The sequence below is a fragment of the Streptomyces sp. R21 genome, assembly GCF_041051975.1.
Taxonomy (GTDB): Bacteria; Actinomycetota; Actinomycetes; order Streptomycetales; family Streptomycetaceae; genus Streptomyces.
This window is the reverse complement of the sequence record NZ_CP163435.1, coordinates 1,850,338-1,868,359: the sequence shown is the minus strand read 5'-3', so window position 1 is coordinate 1,868,359 and position 18,022 is coordinate 1,850,338. Positions and strand designations below refer to the sequence as shown.

The following is an 18,022-nucleotide window of genomic DNA, read 5'->3' as shown; positions in this document are numbered from 1 at the left end:
CCCCCGGATCACGACTCGGGCCGCTTGACGCTTTCCAAGAGCATGTCCAGCCACTCGGCGACCTTGTCGCGGTGCTGGTCGGTGGGCAGTTGGGCGGCCCGCCACGCGATGCCGCGCACGCCGTGATCCTGGAGAAGCCGCTCCAGCGGGTCGTCCGCGGCCACGGCCGCGGCGCGCTCGCGGTCGGCGAGCTGCTGGAGGAGCTCCTGCTCGGAGCGGCGCAGGGCGTCCACGAGCGCCTCGGAGTCCTCGGCCGTGAGGAAGCCCGCGTGCACTCTGAAGAAGCGCTGGATGGCGTCGCAGTGCTCCATGGTGGGGCGCCGGTCGCCGTTGATGAGGGCGCCCGCCTGCTGGCGTGACATTCCCGCGCCGTCGGCGATCTCCTGCTGGGTGTACTTGCGTCCGTTGGGCTTGAGCCGGGTGCGGCGCAGCAGATCGAGGCGTTGCAGGAAGCGGGCCTGGAGATCGGGCTCTCCGGCGGGGCGGCCGCCGAGCAGCGCCTTCACCACCGGTTCCGGCACGCCGGAGGCGGCGGAGAGCCGCTGGACGTCGAAGACCACCGCGTGCTGCACACCCAGCCGGTCGGCGAGTGCGGTGACACGGGCCACGACGGTCGGCAGCAGACCCGTCGCCGTGGCGCCCGGAACCTCGAAGCCATCCGTCACCGACAGATCTCCTACATCTCTTCTCAGGTCGTTCTCATGATGACCCGGAACCATGGGAAGGAACACCCCGGGCAGCGCGGAGTGCACCGTGAACTGATCGGAGACTAACCGCTCGTTCGAACTCGCATCCAGGTCTCGCCACATCTGTGGCCAGATTTAGCCGTCAACCACCGCCAAATGCCACGATAGTTGACACGCCTCGGCTCGGGGCAGCAGGATCAAGGCGCCGCGTGAAGGCCGCAGAGGCAAGAGGGGTGACCTCCCGATGGCGTATCAGGCAGGTGGGCAGCGGTCCGAGCCGCGACCCGCCCCCGCAAGTATCGAGGCCCAGGCGTATCTGCAGGACTACGCGGCGCTCCTTGAGTCCGTCCCCTTTCCCTCCGTCGTCTTCGACCACCGCTGGGACGTGGTGCTCTCCAACCCCGCATTCGAGACACTTTTCCGCGGGGTCGGCCCGCATCCCACGGCCATGCCGAGCGACAACTTCCTCCGGTTCGTCCTGTTCCATCCCGACGCGGGCGCGGTGCTCGGCGATCACGAGTCGAGCTGGTGCCTGCCGATGCTGGCCCACTTCGCGGCCGCGATGGAGCGGCACGGCCAGGACCACGGGCTGCAGTCGATCCTCCGGGACATCGCCCAGGACCCGATCATGGACGCCGCCTACCGCCACGGACTGCCGCACTGGATCCGCGCGGTCGGCCCCGACGCCGTCGAGCACGACGGCGCCGTACGCCCGCTGCTGCACCCTGACCCGCGGTGGGGCCGTACGGACTGCCGGATCGTGGACGAGACCCCCAAGGCCCTTCGGGACATGGGCTATTCGCGGATGACGCTGGTGCTGCGCGAGGCGCGGCGGGCCGCCGTCGCACCGCGCAGGGCCCGCGCGGTGCGCCACGGAGGCACGCACCTCAGGGTGGTCTGAGCCCGTCCGCCCGGCGTTCCGGCGGCACCGGGACGCCGGACACGGCCACCAAGGGCCCGGTCCGGGTGGGTAGGTTGGACGGATGTCCGCGCACCCCGTGATCCTGCTGCTGTCCGGAAGCCTGCGCTCCGGCTCCTCCAACGAGTCCGTGCTGCGTACGGCGGTGGAAGTGGCCCCCGCTTCCGTGCGTACCGTGCGCTACGTGGGACTCGCGGCGCTCCCGCACTTCAACCCCGACGACGACACCGAGCCGCTGCCGCCCGCGGTGGCCGAGCTGCGCGCGGCGATCGCCGGGGCGAGTGCGGTCCTCATCTGCACCCCGGAGTACGCGGGCACCCTGCCTGGGTCCTTCAAGAACCTCCTTGACTGGACGGTCGGCGGCACCGAGATCTGCGACAAGCCCGTCGCCTGGGTGAACGCGGCGGCCCCCGGCCGTGGTGCGGGCGCGGAGGCCACCTTGCGAACCGTGCTCGGCTACACCGGCGCCGCGATCGTGGAGAAGGCGTGCCGGAGGATCACGGTCGACCGGCGGACGGTCGGCGCGGACGGAGTCATCACCGACCCGGAGGCCTGCGAGCAGCTGCGCGAGCTGCTCGGCGTGCTGGCCGGGTGAGGTCGAGGTCTACGGCGTCCAGGGCTGGCCGACCGACCAACTGACGTCGTCCGCCCAGGAGGTCGCGCTGTCCCAGGCGTTCGAACCACCATTGCTCGCGATGTACACCGTGTTGTTGTAGTGGCGGATGAACCGCGTCGGATAGTTGTACGACGCGAACGAGGTCCCGGTCCCGTTCTTGCCGGTGCTCGGGCAGAACGTGGCGTCCTGCCGGAAGACCGATGTGCCGTCCATCGGCTGGCGCAGCAGTTGGTAGTTGTAGTGGCGCAGGAAGTCGCCGGGGTAGTTCCGTGACTCGAAGGACACGCACGAGGCGCTGGCGAGGCCGCGGCGTACGATCCACGAGGAGTCGGCCTTGTCGAGTGCCGAGCTGCTCGATGTGACCACCGAGGTGACGGCGTTGTTGTTCTGGTGGCGGATGTAGCGGGTGTTGGAGGCCGCGGTCAGCGCGCGCAGCGAGATCGTCGAGCCGGGGGTCAGCGAGCCGCCCGCGACCGGGCTCGGGCCGCCGTAGCCGACCGAGGTGATGTTGGACTGCACCGCGTTGTCCGCCGCGTCCGTCGGCAGACCGCTGGTCATGACGCCCTCGAAGAACGAGCCGATGGACCCGTTGCTGTTGTCACCACCCGTTCCGAGGACGATGGAACCCTCCTGGTGCATCGGTGAGTAGCCGCTTGTCGTCGGCTCCGCTCCGGCGTACTGCGTGGTGAGGCCGCCCGACTGGGCGTTGCCGTTCTTGAGCGCGAAGTAGTTCTGCCCGTTGTTCTTCAGCAGCGCCGTGACGAACGGCGCGCTGTTGCCGGTGTTCGAGGTGTTCTGGCTGCCGCCGGCGCTGGACTGGAACAGGCCGTTCTCCAGGTCCGCCTGCACCCAGGGTCCCGATCCGTAGCAGGGCGAGAACCAGCACTCCGTACCGAAGTTGATCGCGTCCATGTGCCCGTTACCGGTGTCGGCGACGGTCACCTCGGCGTTGCCGTAGTCGAAGCAGCAGCGGTTGTTCACATGCGTGCCCGACGTCACCATGTACATGCCTTCGGCCTGGCCGTTGACGGCCACTCCGCTGCCCGCCGTCTTCCGGTAGCCCATCACGCCGGAGAACGACGCCCCGTAGACCGCGTGCCCGCCGGCCGTCACCGGCAGCGCGTCCGCGGGTACGCCGGAGTCGGCGCCGCCTGCGGTACCGGCGCCCTCGATCGTCAGGTTGTTGTGGCGCGACGACTGGTCGTAGATGACCGTGATGACGCACGTCGTGCCCGAGCAGAAGGTGTCCTGCGTGGCGGCGTTGGCATAGCCGCCGGCCGTCAGCAGGCCGACGTCGGTGGTGGCGCCGTCCGAGGCGCGCTTCACCTGGTAGAGGGCGCCGCTGTAGGAGGCGAACAGTGCCCGGGTGGTGCTGTGCGCGGCCACACACGGGGTGCCGGCGGCGGCGTAGAGGTCACAGGGAAGGGAGGAAGCGGCCTGTGACACACCGGGGTTGGCGACGAGGACGCCGAGGATCAGGGCGAGGATCGCACTCGCTGACAGGAGTGCCCTTCTCAGACGTGGCAAGGGGGAGCGACTCATGGGGGAACCTCTTCCGTTCCTGGGCGTTGCCTGACGACGCCCTGAGGGGTGGAGCTGGAGGGGAGCTCGGGGGTGGAGCTGGAGAGGGGTGGAGCCTGAGTTGTGCAGCTTCAGGTCGCCGCCGCGGAGGCGGAGGTTGCCGCCCGGAACGAAGAGGTGGTCGCACCCTTGGCGAGATCTGTGGTGTGTGACATAGTACTGACGTGACTTTGCCTCTGACCTGCGATGTTGTGGTCGTCGGGGCCGGTATGGTGGGCGCGGCCTGCGCCTTCTACGCCGCCCGGGCGGGCCTGGATGTCGCCTTGGTGGACCGTGGCTCGGTGTCCGGCGGGACCACCGGCGCCGGTGAGGGAAACCTGCTCGTCTCGGACAAGGAGCCCGGCCCGGAACTCGAACTCGCCCTGCTTTCCCAGCGATTGTGGGCCGACCTCGCCGAACAGCCCCTGCTGGCAGCGGCGATCGAGTACGAGGCCAAGGGCGGCGTGGTCGTGGCCTCGGCGCCGGAGGGGCTGACCGCGCTGGAGGCCTTCGCGGCCGGGCAGCGCGTTGCCGGAGTGCGGGCCGTGCCCGTGGCGGCGGACCAACTCCGCGACCTGGAACCGTACTTGGCGCCCGGGCTCGCCGGTGCCGTGCACTATCCGCAGGACGCTCAGGTGATGCCCGCCCTGGCCGCGGCCCATCTCGTACGGGCGTCGGGCGCGCGACTGCTCACCGGCCGCACCGTCACCGAGGTGCTGCGGCGCGCGGCGGACGGGGCGGTGCGCGGGGTGCGCACCGCACGGGGCGAGATCCACGCCCCGGCGGTCGTGAACGCGGCCGGCACCTGGGGCGGCGAGGTGGCCGCGCTCGCCGGGGTCCGGCTGCCGGTGCTGCCCCGGCGCGGCTTCGTCCTCGTCACCGAGCCGGGGCCCCGCCGGATCCGGCACAAGGTGTACGCCGCCGACTACGTCGCCGATGTGGCCAGCGACTCGGCAGCGCTGCAGACCTCGCCGGTCGTCGAGGGCACGGCGGCCGGGCCCATCCTGATCGGCGCCAGCCGTGAACGCGTCGGCTTCGACCGCTCGTTCTCGCTGCCCGCCGTGCGCGCCCTGGCGGCGGGAGCGACCCGGCTGTTCCCGTTCCTGGCGGACGTCCGCGCGATGCGCTCGTACCTCGGCTTCCGCCCGTACATGCCCGACCATCTCCCCGCCGTGGGACCGGACCCGCGTGTGCCAGGTCTCTTCCACGCCTGCGGGCACGAGGGCGCGGGCATCGGACTGTCCACCGGGACGGGGCACTTGATCACGCAGGTGCTCACCGGCAAGACGCCGGACCTGGACCTCGCGCCGTTCCGGCCGGACCGCTTCACCTCCGAGGAGGGCGCGTCGTGAACCCGCTGGAACTCGCCGACGCCCGGCCGGGCCCCGCGTTCACCGTCACCCTGGACGGACGTGAGATCCCGGCACTGCCCGGACAGACGGTCGCCGCCGCGCTGTGGGCCGCCGGGATCACGTCCTGGCGCACGACACGCGGCCAGGGCCGCCCGCGCGGGATCTTCTGCGGCATCGGCGTCTGCTTCGACTGCCTGGTGACCGTCAATGACCGCCCGAACCAACGGGCTTGCCTTGTCACGCTCCGCCCCGGCGACGCCATCCGCACCCAGGAAGGGACGGGCCACGATGACTGAGCGACCGCACCTCGCGGTGATCGGCGCGGGCCCGGCCGGTCTCGCCGCATCCCTCGCGGCGGCGGCCCGGGGCGTCCGCGTCACCCTGATCGACGCGGCCCCGGACGCGGGCGGCCAGTTCTACCGGCAGCCGGCCACCGGACTCGGAGCGCGCCGCCCGCAGGCACTGCACCACCAGTGGCGGACGTGGGAGCGGCTGCGGGACGGGCTCGCCGCGCAGGCCGACATCCGGCATCTGACGGAACATCATGTCTGGTGCGTGGAACGGAAGTCCTCGGGGTCGGACCGGCCCGACGCCTTCACCGTGCACGCCCTCCTCGGCCCCCTCCAGGAAGAGCCCGCCACCGTCCACGCCGACGCGGTACTCCTCGCCACCGGCGGCTACGAGAGGGTGCTGCCGTTCCCCGGCTGGACCCTGCCCGGCGTGGTGACCGCCGGGGGAGCGCAGGCCATGCTCAAGGCCGGCCTCGTCGTGCCGGGCCGTGTTGCCGTCGTGGCCGGGACCGGGCCCCTGCTGCTGCCCGTGGCGACCGGGCTCGCCGCGGCGGGCGTCCGGGTCGAGGCGCTCGTCGAGTCGGCCGACCCGAAGGCCGTCGTGCGGCACACCCGGGCACTGGCCGCCAAGCTTCCCGAGGCGGCCCGGTACGCGGCCCGACTCCTGCGTCACCGTGTGCGGTTCCTGCCCCGCAACGCCGTCGTCGAGGCCCATGGCGACGAGCGCGTCGAGTCCGTGACCGTCGCCGCCCTCGACGCGGACGGACGGGTACGGCCCGGCACCGGGCGGCGCATCCCCTGCGACACCCTCGCCATCGGCCACGGCATGCTGCCGCACACCGACCTCGCCGAGACCCTGGGCTGCCGCCTCGACGGGGTGCGCGTGCACGCCGACGAGGAGCAGCGCACCGACGTCCCCGGCGTCTGGGCCGCCGGGGAGTCCACCGGAATCGGCGGCGCGGCCCTCTCGCTCGCCGAGGGACACATCGCCGGACGGTCCATCGCGGCCCGGCTCGCCGGACGCACCCCCGACCCGCGCGGCTGGGCGACGGCCGCCAAGTCCCGTACGAAACTCGGGGAGTTCGCGGCGGCACTCGACACCGTCTACGCTCCGCCGGCGCACTGGACCGAGCAGGTCACCGACGACACCGTCGTCTGCCGCTGCGAGGAGGTCACCGCCGGCGCGATCCGCGAGGCCGTCGGTGGACTCGGCGCCGCAGACGTGCGCACCGTGAAGCTGCTGACCCGTGCCGGGATGGGCTGGTGCCAGGGCCGGATGTGCGGGCCTGCGGTCGCCGGACTCGCCAGCTGTGAACTCACCCCGGCGCGGCGGCCGTTCGCCCGCCCCGTACCGCTCGGCGTCCTCGCCCAGGAAGCCCAGGAAGCCCAGGAAGCCGAAGCGACCGACGCCGCCGAAGCGGCCCGCGAGACCCGCAAAGCGCAGGACCACGCCCACCCCACCGAGAAGGAGCTCTCGTGACCGACCACCGCCCCTGGCGCGGCGTCCTCGTCGCCACCGCACTGCCGCTGACCGCCGAACTCCACGTCGACTACGACAGGTTCGCCGAGCACTGCGCCTGGCTCGTCGAGCAGGGCTGCGACGGCGTCGTGCCGAACGGCTCGCTCGGCGAGTACCAGGTGCTCACCCCCGAGGAGCGCGCCAAGGTCGTGGAGACGGCCGTGGCCGCCATCGGAGGCTCCCGCGTGATGCCCGGCGTCGCCGCCTACGGCTCCGCCGAGGCCCGCCGCTGGGCCGAACAGGCCCGTGATGCCGGCTGCCAGGCAGTGATGCTGCTGCCGCCCAACGCCTACCGCGCCGACGAGCGCTCCGTCCTCGCCCACTACGCGGAGGTCGCGAAGGCGGGCGTGCCGATCGTCGCGTACAACAACCCCATCGACACCAAGGTCGACCTGGTGCCGGAGCTGCTCGCGAAGCTGCACGGCGAGGGGTACATCCACGCCGTCAAGGAGTTCTCCGGTGATGTGCGCCGCGCCTACCGGATCGCCGAACTCGCTCCGGAACTCGACCTGTTGATCGGCGCCGACGACGTGCTGCTGGAACTCGCCGTCGCGGGCGCCAAGGGCTGGGTGGCCGGCTACCCCAACGCCCTGCCCGCGGCGAGCGTCGAGCTGTACCACGCGGCCGTCGACGGTGACCTCGCGACGGCGGGCGCCCTCTACCGGCAGCTGCACCCGCTGCTGCGCTGGGATTCCCAGGTCGAGTTCGTGCAGGCCATCAAGCTGTCCATGGACGTCGTCGGCCGGTACGGCGGACCGGTGCGCCCGCCGCGCGTCGCGCTGCTGCCCGAGCAGGAGGCAGCGGTCCGAGCCGCCACGGAGAAGGCCGTCGCCGCCGGACTCGCGTAACGGATAACTCGTCACAGTGACAAGGGAGTTGGGTCATGCGCAGCAAACTCGTCCTGCACGCCGTCGACTCGCACACCGAGGGCATGCCCACCCGGGTGATCACCGGCGGGGTCGGTACGATCCCGGGCGCGACCATGAACGAGCGACGGCTGTACTTCCGTGAACACCGCGACGACATCAAGCAGTTGCTGATGAACGAGCCGCGCGGTCACTCCGCGATGAGCGGCGCGATCCTCCAGCCGCCCACCCGCCCCGACTGCGACTGGGGCGTCGTCTACATCGAGGTCTCCGGCTATCTGCCCATGTGCGGCCACGGCACGATCGGCGTCGCGACGGTGCTCGTGGAGACCGGCATGGTGGAGGTCGTCGAGCCGGTGACCACCATCCGGCTGGACACCCCGGCGGGCCTGGTCGTCGCCGAGGTCGAGGTCGAGGACGGCGCCGCGAAGGCGGTGACGCTGCAGAACGTGCCGTCCTTCTCCGTCGGCCTCGACCGCAAGATCACGCTCGCCGACGGGCGGACGGTGACCTACGACCTCGCCTACGGCGGCAACTTCTACGCCATCCTGCCGCTGGAGGAGTTCGGCCTGCCCTTCGACCGCTCCCGCAAGGACGACATCCTCCGGGCGGGCCTGGACCTGATGGACGCCATCAACGCCGAGGGCGAGCCCGTCCACCCCGAGGACCCGTCCATCCGCGGCTGCCACCACGTCCACCTGTACGCGCCCGGCTCCGACGCCCGCCACTCCCGGCACGCGATGGCCATCCACCCCGGCTGGTTCGACCGCTCGCCCTGCGGCACGGGCACCAGCGCGCGCATGGCACAGCTGCACGCGCGCGGCGAACTGCCCCTGCACACCGAGTTCTTGAACGAGTCCTTCATCGGCACCCACTTCACCGGACGCCTCCTCGGCGCCACCGAGGTCGCCGGCATTCCCGCCGTCCTGCCAAGCTTCACCGGGCGCGCCTGGATCACCGGCACCGCCCAGTACCTGCTCGACCCCACCGACCCGTTCCCCGCCGGATTCGTCCTCTAAGCCGCCCAGGAGACCACCGATGCCCGCCCAGCGCACCAGCGCGCCGACATCCGCACCCGCCCTGCCCGCGCTGGGCGGCAAGAAGCCCAGCTACCGCGAGCGGGTCGCCGACGCGCTGCGCGCCGCACTCATCGCGGGGGAGCTGCGGCCGGGCGAGGTCCACTCGGCGCCCGGCCTGGCGGCCCGCTTCGGCGTCTCCGCGACCCCCGTGCGCGAGGCCATGCTCGACCTTGCCAAGGAAGGCCTGGTCGACACCGTCCCCAACAAGGGCTTCCGGGTCACCGCGGTCTCCGAGCAGCAGCTCGACGAGTACACCCACATCAGGTCGCTGATCGAGATCCCCACGACGGTCGGCCTCGCGACCACCGCCGACCCGGAGGCCCTGGAGGCGCTGCGCCCGGTCGCCGAGGAGATCGTCACCTCCGCCGCGGCAGGCGACCTGATCGCTTACGTCGAGGCCGATCTGCGCTTCCATCTCGGGCTGCTGGCGCTCGCGGGCAATGACCATCTCGTGGAAGTCGTACGGGACTTGCGGCGCCGCTCCCGTTTGTACGGGCTGACCGCGCTGGTGGCGCAGGGGCGCCTCGAGGCCTCGGCCCAGGAGCACATCGAGCTGCTCGATGCGCTGCTGGCGCGGGACGCGGAGGCCGTGCGGGAGGTGATGGCCCGCCACCTGGGCCACGTCCGGGGGCTGTGGGCCAAGCCCTAGCGCAAAGAGCTGAGATTTGCGCAAGCAGCTTGCATTTCTTGCGCTATTCTTGCGCGCATGACGCGACGACTTGCGCAGGTGGCGAAGAAGGTCGGGGTCAGTGAGGCCACGGTCAGCCGGGTGCTCAATGGCAAGCCCGGTGTCTCCGACTCCACCCGGCAGGCGGTGCTCTCCGCACTCGACGTCCTCGGCTACGAGCGGCCCACCCAACTGCGCGGCGAACGCGCCCGGCTGGTCGGCCTCGTCCTGCCCGAGCTGCAGAACCCGATCTTCCCGGCGTTCGCCGAGGTGATCGGCGGCGCGCTCGCGCAGCTCGGCCTCACCCCGGTGCTGTGCACCCAGACCAAGGGCGGCGTCTCGGAGGCCGACTATGTGGCGCTGCTGCTCGAGCAGCAGGTCTCCGGCGTGGTGTTCGCGGGCGGGCTGTACGCGCAGGCGGATGCCCCGCACGACCACTACCGCCGGCTCGCCGACCGCAACATCCCGGTCGTGCTGATCAACGCGGCCATCGAGGATCTCGGTTTCCCCGGCGTCTCCTGTGACGACGCGGTCGCCGTCGAGCAGGCCTGGCGCCATCTGGCCTCCCTCGGCCACGAGCGCATCGGGCTGGTCCTCGGCCCCGGCGACCACATGCCGTCGGCGCGCAAGCTGACGGCCGCCCGGGCGCTGGGCGTGCAGCTGCCCGACGAGCACATCGCGCGGGCCATGTTCTCGATCGAGGGCGGTCACGCGGCGGCCGCCCGGCTCATCGACCGCGGGGTGACCGGCATCATCTGCGCCAGCGACCCGCTCGCCCTGGGTGCGATAAGGGCCGCCCGGCGCAAGGGACTCGGCGTCCCCACCGAGGTGTCCGTCGTGGGCTACGACGACTCGGCGTTCATGAACTGCACCGAACCGCCGCTCACCACCGTCCGCCAGCCCATCGAGGCCATGGGCCGCGCCGCCGTGGAGCTGCTGAACGCGCAGATCGGCGGCAGCTCCGTACCCGCCGACGAGCTGCTCTTCGAGCCTGAGCTGGTCGTTCGGGGGTCGACCGCGCAAGCGTCGCGCGGCTGAGATCGAGGAGATCCAACCGACTGTCAAATAATTACAGACTCTGCGCGACATCTTGCGGACGGATGTCGGCGGTGCTTGAGTGTGCGGCGCCAGCCAGGCCGACATGGCCTTGGCCCGGCGGCGCGCACCCCCGCGTGCTGCCGTGGGCCTTCCACGCTCCTGCCCAGAGGGGTCCACCGATGAGAAGCACCGGGTTCCGTCGTACCTTCCTCACGCTCATGGCCTGTTCGCTGACTCTCACCGCCTGCGGGTCGAGCGACGACACGGCCGACGGGAAGACCCGCATCACCGTCAACTGCATGCCGCCCAAGAGCGCCAAGGTCGACCGGAAGTTCTTCGAGGCGGACGTCGCCGCCTTCGAGAAGCAGAACCCGGACATCGACGTCGTCGCACACGACGCGTTCCCCTGCCAGGACCCCAAGACCTTCGACGCCAAGCTCGCCGGCGGCCAGATGGAGGACGTCTTCTACACGTACTTCACCGATGCGGGCCATGTCGTCGACGTCAACCAGGCCGCCGACATCACCAGTTACGTCAAGGACCTCAAGAGCTACAGCACGATCCAGCAGCAACTGCGCGACATCTACACCGTCGACGGCAAGATCTACGGCATCCCGCGCACCGGCTACTCGATGGGCCTGATCTACAACAGGAAGCTCTTCGCGAAGGCCGGACTCGACCCCGACAAGCCCCCGGCGACCTGGGAGGAGCTGCGCGCCGACGCCAAGAAGATCGCCGCGCTCGGCAACGGCACCCTCGGTTACGCCGACTACAGCGCCCAGAACCAAGGGGGTTGGCACTTCACCGCCGAGCTCTACTCGCAGGGCGGCAACGTGGTGAGCGAGGACGGCAAGAAGGCCACCGTCGACACCCCCGAGGGCAAGGCGGTCCTGCAGAACCTCAAGGACATGCGCTGGAGCGACAACTCCATGGGCAGCAAACAGCTGCTGGTCATCAACGACGTCCAGCAGCTGATGGGCTCCGGGAAGCTCGGCATGTACCTCTCCGCCCCCGACAACATCCCGATCCTCGTCAAGGAGAAGGGCGGCAACTACAAGGACCTCGCCCTCGCACCCATGCCCGGTGGCAAGGGCACGCTCATCGGCGGCGACGGCTACATGTTCAACAAGAAGGACAGCCCCGAGCAGATCAAGGCCGGCCTGAAGTGGCTCGACCACATGTTCCTCACCCCCGGCAAGGGCTTCCTCGGTGACTACGCCCGCGCCAAGACGGCCGACGCCCCCGTGGGCCTGCCCGAGCCGCGCCTGTTCACCGGCGCCGCCGACACCAGGGACCAGCAGGTCAAGAAGGCCAACGCCAACGTTCCCGTGGACAACTACCAGGCCTTCCTCGACGGCAACCAGAGCCTGGCCATGAAGATCGAGCCGCCGCACGCCCAGCAGATCTACTCGGTCCTCGACGGCGCCGTCTCCGCCGTACTCACCAAGAAGGACGCCGACATCGACCAGCTCCTGAAGGACGCCTCCGGCAAGATCGACGGCATCCTGGCCCGGGGCTGACCCTGCCGATGAAGACCGCATCGAGGCCCGCGGCGCCTCCACCCACGGCCGTACGCCGGGTGGAGGCACCGCGACCGGGCCCCCGCACCCGACCACTGCGCCGCCGCCTCGCCGACCAGTCCCGCGCATACGCCTTCCTGATCGGCGGCCTGCTCTGCTTCGCGCTGTTCTCCTGGTACCCGGCGATCCGCGCGGTGGTGATCGCCTTCCAGAAGTACACACCGGGTTCGCCGCCCGAGTGGGTCGGCACCGCCAACTTCACCCGCGTCCTGCACGACCCGGAGTTCAGCGCGGCCTGGCGCAACACGCTCACCTTCACGCTCCTGGCCCTGCTCATCGGCTTCGCCGTCCCGTTCGTGATGGCGCTCGTCCTCAATGAACTCCGGCACGCGAAAGCCTTCTTCAGAGTCGTGGTGTACCTGCCGGTGATGATCCCGCCGGTGGTCAGCGCCCTGCTGTGGAAGTGGTTCTACGACCCGGGCGCGGGCCTCGCCAACGAGGCGCTGCGCTTCCTGCACCTGCCCACCTCGAACTGGTCCAACGGCGCCGACACCGCCCTCGTCTCGCTCGTCATCGTCGCCACCTGGGCCAACCTCGGCGGCACCGTCCTCATCTATCTGGCCGCGCTCCAGAGCATCCCCGGCGAGCTGTACGAGGCGGCCGAACTCGACGGCGCGAACATCCTCCAGCGCATCCGTCATGTGACGATCCCTCAGACCCGGTTCGTCATCCTCATGCTGATGCTCCTTCAGATCATCTCCACCATGCAGGTCTTCACCGAACCCTTCGTCATCACCGGCGGAGGACCTGAGAACGCCACCGTCACCGTCCTCTACCTGATCTACAAATACGCCTTCCTCTACAACGACTTCGGCGGAGCCTGCGCCCTGAGCGTGATGCTCCTCCTGCTGCTCGGCGCCTTCTCCGCCCTCTACCTCCGGCTGACCCGCACCGCAGGGGAGGACGCATGAGCACCCGCACACTCATCTCGCCACTCACCCTGGCCCGCCCCCGCGGCAAGGTCCTCTACTGGACCGTGTTCACCGGCGTCGTCCTGCTCTTCGCGCTCGCCTTCCTCTTCCCCGTCTACTGGATGGTGTCCGGCGCCATGAAGTCGCCGGACGAGGTCGTGCGCACGCCGCCCTCGCTGGTGCCGGAGCACTGGCACCTCTCCGGCTACACCGACGCCTGGGACCTGATGCAGCTCCCGACCCACCTGTGGAACACGGTCGTCCAGGCCACCGGCGCCTGGCTGCTGCAGCTCGTGTTCTGCACGGCGGCCGCGTACGCCCTGTCCAAGCTGAAGCCCGCCTTCGGGAAGCTGATCCTCGGCGGCATCCTCGCCACACTGATGGTCCCCGCCCAAGCACTGGTCGTCCCGAAGTACCTGACCGTCGCCGACCTGCCGCTGATCCACACCAGCCTGCTCAACGACCCGCTCGGCATCTGGCTGCCCGCCGTCGCCAACGCCTTCAACCTCTACCTGCTCAAGCGATTCTTCGACCAGATCCCGCGCGATGTCCTGGAGGCCGCCGAGATCGACGGCGCCGGACGTCTGCGCACCCTCTGGTCGATCGTGCTGCCCATGTCGCGGCCGGTGCTCGGCGTGGTGTCGATCTTCGCTCTGGTCGCCGTGTGGCAGGACTTCCTCTGGCCGCTGATGGTCTTCTCCGACACCGACAAACAGCCCATCAGCGTGGCACTCGTCCAGCTGTCGCAGAACATCCCGCTGACCGTGCTCATCGCCGCGATGGTGATCGCAAGCATCCCCATGGTCGCGATGTTCCTGGTGTTCCAGCGGCACATCATCGCCGGGATCAGCGCGGGCAGCACCAAGGGCTGACGCCGCCTCCTCCGACAGAAAGGCACGCATCGTGGGACAGCCCACCCCTGCCCGGAAACAGGCCGACTGGTGGCGCACCGCCGTCATCTACCAGGTGTACGTCCGCAGCTTCGCGGACGGCGACGGCGACGGCACCGGCGACCTCGCGGGCGTCCGCGCCAAACTCCCCCATCTCGCCGAACTCGGCGTCGACGCCCTGTGGTTCAGCCCCTGGTACCTCTCCCCGATGAGGGACGGCGGCTACGACGTCGCCGACTACCGTGCCATCGACCCGGCCTTCGGCACCCTCGCCGAAGCCGAGAAACTCATCGCCGAGGCACGGGAGGCAGGCATCCGCACGATCGTCGACATCGTGCCGAACCATGTCTCCGACCAGCACCCCTGGTTCCGCTCCGCCCTCGCCGGCGGCCCCGAACGCGATCTGTTCCACTTCCGCCCGGGACGCGGACCGAACGGCCAACTCCCGCCCAACAACTGGGAGTCCCAGTTCGGCGGACCCGCCTGGACACGCGTCCCCGACGGCGACTGGTACCTCCACCTCTTCGCCCCCGAACAGCCCGACCTCGACTGGGCACACCCCGCCGTCCGTCAGGAGCACGAGGACGTACTGCGCTTCTGGTTCGACCGGGGCGTGGCCGGCGTCCGCATCGACTCCGCCGCGCTCCTCGTCAAGGACCCCGACCTGCCCGACTTCGTCGAGGGCCGCGACCCGCACCCATACGTCGACCGCGACGAACTGCACGACGTGTACCGCTCCTGGCGGGCGATCGCCGACGCCTACGACGGCATCTTCGTCGGCGAGGTCTGGCTCCCCGACACCGAACGCTTCGCCCGCTACCTCCGCCCCGACGAGCTGCACACCGCCTTCAACTTCTCCTTCCTGTCCTGCCCTTGGGACGCGTCGCGGCTGCGGACGGCGATCGACGGCACCCTCGCCGAGCACGCCCCGATCGGCGCTCCCGCCACCTGGGTGCTGTGCAACCACGACGTGACGCGCACGGTCACCCGCTACGGACGCGCGGACACCGGCTTCGACTTCGCCGCGAAGTCCTTCGGCACCCCGACCGACCTGGCCCTCGGCACCTGCCGCGCCCGCGCCGCCGCACTGCTCTCGCTCGCCCTCCCCGGCGCCGTCTACCTCTACCAGGGTGAGGAACTCGGCCTGCCCGAGGCGGAGATACCCCAGGGCCGGATCCAGGACCCGATGCACTTCCGGTCGGGCGGCACCGATCCGGGCCGGGACGGCTGCCGGGTCCCGCTGCCATGGATCGCGGAGGCGCCGTACGCCGGTTTCGGCTCGCGGGAGGAGCCCTGGCTCCCGCAGCCCGAGGGCTGGTCCGCGTACGCCGCCGACCGCCAGGCCGAGGACCCCGGCTCGATGCTCTCCCTCTACCGGGAGGCCCTGCGCGTCCGGCCCGACTTCGCAGACGGGCCCCTCACCTGGCTGACCGCACCCGAGGGTGTCCTCGCGTTCGCCCGTGCGGCGGGCCCGGTGTGCGTCGTCAACTTCGCGGACACCCCGGCCGAGCTGCCCGCGCACTCCCGACTCCTGCTCTCCAGCGGCCCGTTGACGGCCGACGGACGGCTCCCGCAGGACACGGCGGCCTGGCTTCACCTCTGAGACCGCACCCGCGCTTTCCCGCTATCCCCGCACCCCCACCCCGAAGGGATCAGCACATGCACAGCTCCAGATCTGTCAGGCACATGCCACTGATGGCGACCGTGGCAGCCGTCGCCCTCGCCGCCGGCATGCTGAGCCCCACCACAGCACACTCCGTGGCAGCCGCCGCCGGCGCCGACCTCCCCTTCACCTCGGTCGAGGCCGAGTCCGCCACGACCACGGGTACGAAGATCGGCCCGGACCACACCCAGGGCACCCTCGCCTCGGAGGCTTCCGGACGCCAGGCCGTACGGCTCGGCGGCGGCCAGCGCGTCGAGTTCACCGTGCCCCGCGCGGCCAACGCCGTGAATGTCTCCTACAGCGTCCCCGACGGCCAGTCCGGCACCCTCGACGTCTACGTCAACGGCACCAAGCTCGCCAAGACCCTCCCCGTCACCTCCAAGTACTCCTACGTCGACACCGGTTGGATCCCCGGCGCCAAGACCCACCACTTCTTCGACAACGCCCGCCTGCTGCTCGGCCGGGACGTGCAGGCGGGCGACAAGGTGGCCTTCGAGGCGACCGGCACCCAAGTGACGGTGGACGTCGCCGACTTCGAGCAGGTCGCGGGAGCGGCGACCAAGCCGTCCGGCGCGGTCTCCGTCACCGACAAGGGCGCCGATCCCAGCGGTCAGGGCGACTCGACGGGGGCCTTCCGGGACGCCATCGCCGCCGCCCAAGGGGGAGTGGTGTGGATTCCGCCGGGCGACTACCGCGTGACCTCCTCGCTCAGCGGCATCGCGAACGTCACCTTGCAGGGCGCAGGCAGCTGGCACTCCGTCGTGCACACCTCGCGCTTCATCGACCAGAGCAGCTCGGCCGGAGGCGTCCACCTCAAGGACTTCGCGGTCATCGGCGAGGTCACCGAACGTGTCGACTCCAACCCCGACGACTTCGTCAACGGGGCTCTGGGGCCGGGCAGTTCGGTCTCCGGGATGTGGCTCCAGCACCTCAAGGTCGGCCTCTGGCTGATGGGCAACAACGACAACCTCGTCGTCGAGAACAACCGCATCCTCGACACCACCGCCGACGGCCTCAACCTGAACGGCAATGCCCGCGGGGTCCGCGTCCGGAACAACTTCCTGCGCAACAACGGCGACGACGCCCTCGCCATGTGGTCGCTCTACTCACCCGACACCGACAGCAGCTTCGAGAACAACACCATCACCCAGCCGAACCTCGCCAACGGAATCGCCGTCTACGGCGGCACGAACATCGGGGTCAAGAACAACCTGGTCTCCGACACCAACGCCCTCGGCAGCGGCATCGCGATCTCCAACCAGAAGTTCCTGGACCCGTTCTCCCCGCTCGCGGGAACCATCACCGTCTCCGGCAACACCCTCGTCCGTGCGGGCGCGATGAACCCCAACTGGGACCATCCGATGGGTGCGTTGAGGGTCGATTCGTACGACAGCGCCATCGAGGTGACCGTGAACATCACCGGCACGACGATCACCGACAGCCCCTACAGCGCCTTCGAGTTCGTGTCGGGCGGCGGGCACGGCTACGCGACCAAGAACATCACTGTCGACGGTGCGACCGTCCGGAACACCGGCACGGTCGTCGTCCAGGCCGAGTCGCAGGGCGCCGCCAAGTTCAGCAACGTCCAGGCCACCTCGGTGGGCGCGGCCGGCGTCTACAACTGCCCCTACCCGACCGGCTCCGGCACCTTCGCACTCACCGACGGCGGCGGCAACTCCGGCTGGAACAGCACCTGGTCCGACTGCTCCAGCTGGCCCCAGCCCGGCTCCGGAAACCCGGACCCCGACCCGGGCCGCAACCTCGCCAAGGGCCGCCCCGCCACGGCCACCGGCTCGCAGGACGTCTACACACCCGGCAAGGCGGTCGACGGCGACGCGGGCTCCTACTGGGAGTCGACGAACAACGCCTTCCCGCAGGCCTGGACGGTCGACCTCGGGTCGACTCAGCCCGCCCGACGGCTCGTTCTGAAACTGCCGCCCGCCGCGGTCTGGCAGGCGCGCACCCAGACCCTGTCCGTGCAGGGCAGCACGGACGGCTCGGCGTACACCACCGTGGTCGCCTCGCACGACTACCGCTTCGACCCGGCGACCGGCAACACGGTGACCGTGACGCTTCCCGGCAGCACGAACCTGCGCTATCTGAGGCTGACCGTCACCGCCAACACCGGCTGGCCCGCAGCCCAGTTCAGTGAGGTGGAGGCGTATCTGTCCTAGCAGCGGGGGCCCCGCGCTTCGCCACCTGGATCTGCTCGTACACATGGGTCCGCAGTTCGGCGAAGCGCGGGGCGACCCGGGTGCGCAACTGGTCGCGTTCGTCCGGCAGATCGACCTTCAGCTGCTCCTGCACGACGGTGGGGGAGGCAGACTGTTGGGACCCGAGGTGCTCCGACAGGCTGTGCGCAGACAGCCACAGCATGCGCACAGCC

General features: G+C 70.4%; 16 protein-coding genes and 1 pseudogene. 14 read left to right on the top strand and 3 right to left on the bottom strand.

Going from position 1 to position 18,022, the window contains the following annotated elements:
* Positions 1 to 8: 8 nt before the first annotated feature.
* Positions 9 to 665 carry a helix-turn-helix domain-containing protein gene (locus AB5J56_RS08635; protein WP_369231662.1) on the bottom strand — a complete coding sequence of 219 codons (657 nt, stop codon included), beginning with the start codon at positions 663 to 665 and terminating at the stop codon, positions 9 to 11.
* A gap of 265 nt (positions 666 to 930) precedes the next feature.
* Between AB5J56_RS08635 and AB5J56_RS08630 the strand changes: the two genes are divergently transcribed.
* Both AB5J56_RS08630 and AB5J56_RS08625 read left to right on the top strand, forming a co-directional pair.
* Positions 931 to 1,587, top strand: a complete 657-nt coding sequence (locus tag AB5J56_RS08630) for a hypothetical protein (protein ID WP_369231660.1) — start codon at positions 931 to 933, stop codon at positions 1,585 to 1,587.
* Between the two features lie 82 nt (positions 1,588 to 1,669).
* The gene (locus AB5J56_RS08625; protein ID WP_369231658.1) at positions 1,670 to 2,200 is read left to right on the top strand and encodes an NADPH-dependent FMN reductase; all 531 of its coding nucleotides are present in this window, start codon (positions 1,670 to 1,672) and stop codon (positions 2,198 to 2,200) included.
* A gap of 9 nt (positions 2,201 to 2,209) precedes the next feature.
* On the opposite strand, the gene AB5J56_RS08620 is transcribed toward AB5J56_RS08625, so the two are convergent.
* Positions 2,210 to 3,763 (bottom strand): alpha-L-arabinofuranosidase B, encoded by a 1,554-nt coding sequence (locus AB5J56_RS08620; RefSeq protein WP_369231656.1) that lies wholly within the window; start codon positions 3,761 to 3,763, stop codon positions 2,210 to 2,212.
* 203 nt (positions 3,764 to 3,966) lie between these two features.
* On the opposite strand from AB5J56_RS08620, the gene AB5J56_RS08615 reads away from it, so the two are divergent.
* The 12 genes from AB5J56_RS08615 to AB5J56_RS08560 all read left to right on the top strand — a co-directional run bounded on the left by AB5J56_RS08615 (position 3,967) and on the right by AB5J56_RS08560 (position 17,810).
* The gene (locus AB5J56_RS08615; protein ID WP_369231654.1) at positions 3,967 to 5,133 is read left to right on the top strand and encodes an NAD(P)/FAD-dependent oxidoreductase; all 1,167 of its coding nucleotides are present in this window, start codon (positions 3,967 to 3,969) and stop codon (positions 5,131 to 5,133) included.
* Entirely contained in the window at positions 5,130 to 5,429 is a 300-nt protein-coding gene (locus tag AB5J56_RS08610) for a (2Fe-2S)-binding protein (protein WP_369231652.1), read from the top strand. The genes AB5J56_RS08615 and AB5J56_RS08610 overlap by 4 nt, the downstream gene beginning before the upstream one ends.
* Positions 5,422 to 6,903, top strand: coding sequence for an NAD(P)/FAD-dependent oxidoreductase (locus AB5J56_RS08605; protein ID WP_369231650.1), 1,482 nt, complete (start codon positions 5,422 to 5,424; stop codon positions 6,901 to 6,903). The genes AB5J56_RS08610 and AB5J56_RS08605 overlap by 8 nt, the downstream gene beginning before the upstream one ends.
* Positions 6,900 to 7,790 (top strand): dihydrodipicolinate synthase family protein, encoded by an 891-nt coding sequence (locus tag AB5J56_RS08600; protein ID WP_369231648.1) that lies wholly within the window; start codon positions 6,900 to 6,902, stop codon positions 7,788 to 7,790. The genes AB5J56_RS08605 and AB5J56_RS08600 overlap by 4 nt, the downstream gene beginning before the upstream one ends.
* A 35-nt stretch (positions 7,791 to 7,825) precedes the next feature.
* The gene (locus AB5J56_RS08595) at positions 7,826 to 8,827 is read left to right on the top strand and encodes a proline racemase family protein (protein WP_369231646.1); all 1,002 of its coding nucleotides are present in this window, start codon (positions 7,826 to 7,828) and stop codon (positions 8,825 to 8,827) included.
* Between the two features lie 19 nt (positions 8,828 to 8,846).
* Complete coding sequence (locus AB5J56_RS08590) at positions 8,847 to 9,536, top strand: GntR family transcriptional regulator (protein ID WP_369231645.1); 690 nt, start codon at positions 8,847 to 8,849, stop codon at positions 9,534 to 9,536.
* Between the two features lie 57 nt (positions 9,537 to 9,593).
* The gene (locus AB5J56_RS08585; protein WP_369231643.1) at positions 9,594 to 10,592 is read left to right on the top strand and encodes a LacI family DNA-binding transcriptional regulator; all 999 of its coding nucleotides are present in this window, start codon (positions 9,594 to 9,596) and stop codon (positions 10,590 to 10,592) included.
* Positions 10,593 to 10,771: 179 nt separating this feature from the next.
* Positions 10,772 to 12,112 carry an ABC transporter substrate-binding protein gene (locus AB5J56_RS08580; RefSeq protein WP_369231641.1) on the top strand — a complete coding sequence of 447 codons (1,341 nt, stop codon included), beginning with the start codon at positions 10,772 to 10,774 and terminating at the stop codon, positions 12,110 to 12,112.
* An 8-nt stretch (positions 12,113 to 12,120) separates the two neighbouring features.
* On the top strand, positions 12,121 to 13,083 hold the full coding sequence (locus AB5J56_RS08575) for a carbohydrate ABC transporter permease (protein ID WP_369231639.1): 963 nt from the start codon (positions 12,121 to 12,123) through the stop codon (positions 13,081 to 13,083).
* Positions 13,080 to 13,955, top strand: a complete 876-nt coding sequence (locus AB5J56_RS08570) for a carbohydrate ABC transporter permease (RefSeq protein WP_369231638.1) — start codon at positions 13,080 to 13,082, stop codon at positions 13,953 to 13,955. The genes AB5J56_RS08575 and AB5J56_RS08570 overlap by 4 nt, the downstream gene beginning before the upstream one ends.
* Before the next feature lie 31 nt (positions 13,956 to 13,986).
* Positions 13,987 to 15,576 carry a glycoside hydrolase family 13 protein gene (locus AB5J56_RS08565; RefSeq protein ID WP_369231636.1) on the top strand — a complete coding sequence of 530 codons (1,590 nt, stop codon included), beginning with the start codon at positions 13,987 to 13,989 and terminating at the stop codon, positions 15,574 to 15,576.
* Between the two features lie 56 nt (positions 15,577 to 15,632).
* Positions 15,633 to 17,810: a discoidin domain-containing protein gene (locus AB5J56_RS08560; protein WP_369231634.1), complete on the top strand. Its 2,178-nt coding sequence runs from the start codon at positions 15,633 to 15,635 to the stop codon at positions 17,808 to 17,810.
* Here the strand turns inward: AB5J56_RS08560 and AB5J56_RS08555 are convergent.
* Positions 17,782 to 17,961 (bottom strand): annotated as a pseudogene (locus AB5J56_RS08555) (ABC transporter ATP-binding protein); the annotation flags it as partial. The gene AB5J56_RS08560 and the pseudogene AB5J56_RS08555 overlap by 29 nt on opposite strands.
* Positions 17,962 to 18,022: the final 61 nt, after the last annotated feature.

Coding starts and splice junctions, on each gene's coding strand:
- AB5J56_RS08595 (WP_369231646.1), top strand. CDS start 7,826: ATGCGCAGCAAACTCGTCCTGCACGCCGTCGACTCGCACACCGAGGGC.
- AB5J56_RS08590 (WP_369231645.1), top strand. CDS start 8,847: ATGCCCGCCCAGCGCACCAGCGCGCCGACATCCGCACCCGCCCTGCCC.
- AB5J56_RS08630 (WP_369231660.1), top strand. CDS start 931: ATGGCGTATCAGGCAGGTGGGCAGCGGTCCGAGCCGCGACCCGCCCCC.
- AB5J56_RS08570 (WP_369231638.1), top strand. CDS start 13,080: ATGAGCACCCGCACACTCATCTCGCCACTCACCCTGGCCCGCCCCCGC.
- AB5J56_RS08585 (WP_369231643.1), top strand. CDS start 9,594: ATGACGCGACGACTTGCGCAGGTGGCGAAGAAGGTCGGGGTCAGTGAG.
- AB5J56_RS08580 (WP_369231641.1), top strand. CDS start 10,772: ATGAGAAGCACCGGGTTCCGTCGTACCTTCCTCACGCTCATGGCCTGT.
- AB5J56_RS08575 (WP_369231639.1), top strand. CDS start 12,121: ATGAAGACCGCATCGAGGCCCGCGGCGCCTCCACCCACGGCCGTACGC.
- AB5J56_RS08625 (WP_369231658.1), top strand. CDS start 1,670: ATGTCCGCGCACCCCGTGATCCTGCTGCTGTCCGGAAGCCTGCGCTCC.
- AB5J56_RS08620 (WP_369231656.1), bottom strand. CDS start 3,763: ATGAGTCGCTCCCCCTTGCCACGTCTGAGAAGGGCACTCCTGTCAGCG.
- AB5J56_RS08605 (WP_369231650.1), top strand. CDS start 5,422: ATGACTGAGCGACCGCACCTCGCGGTGATCGGCGCGGGCCCGGCCGGT.
- AB5J56_RS08560 (WP_369231634.1), top strand. CDS start 15,633: ATGCACAGCTCCAGATCTGTCAGGCACATGCCACTGATGGCGACCGTG.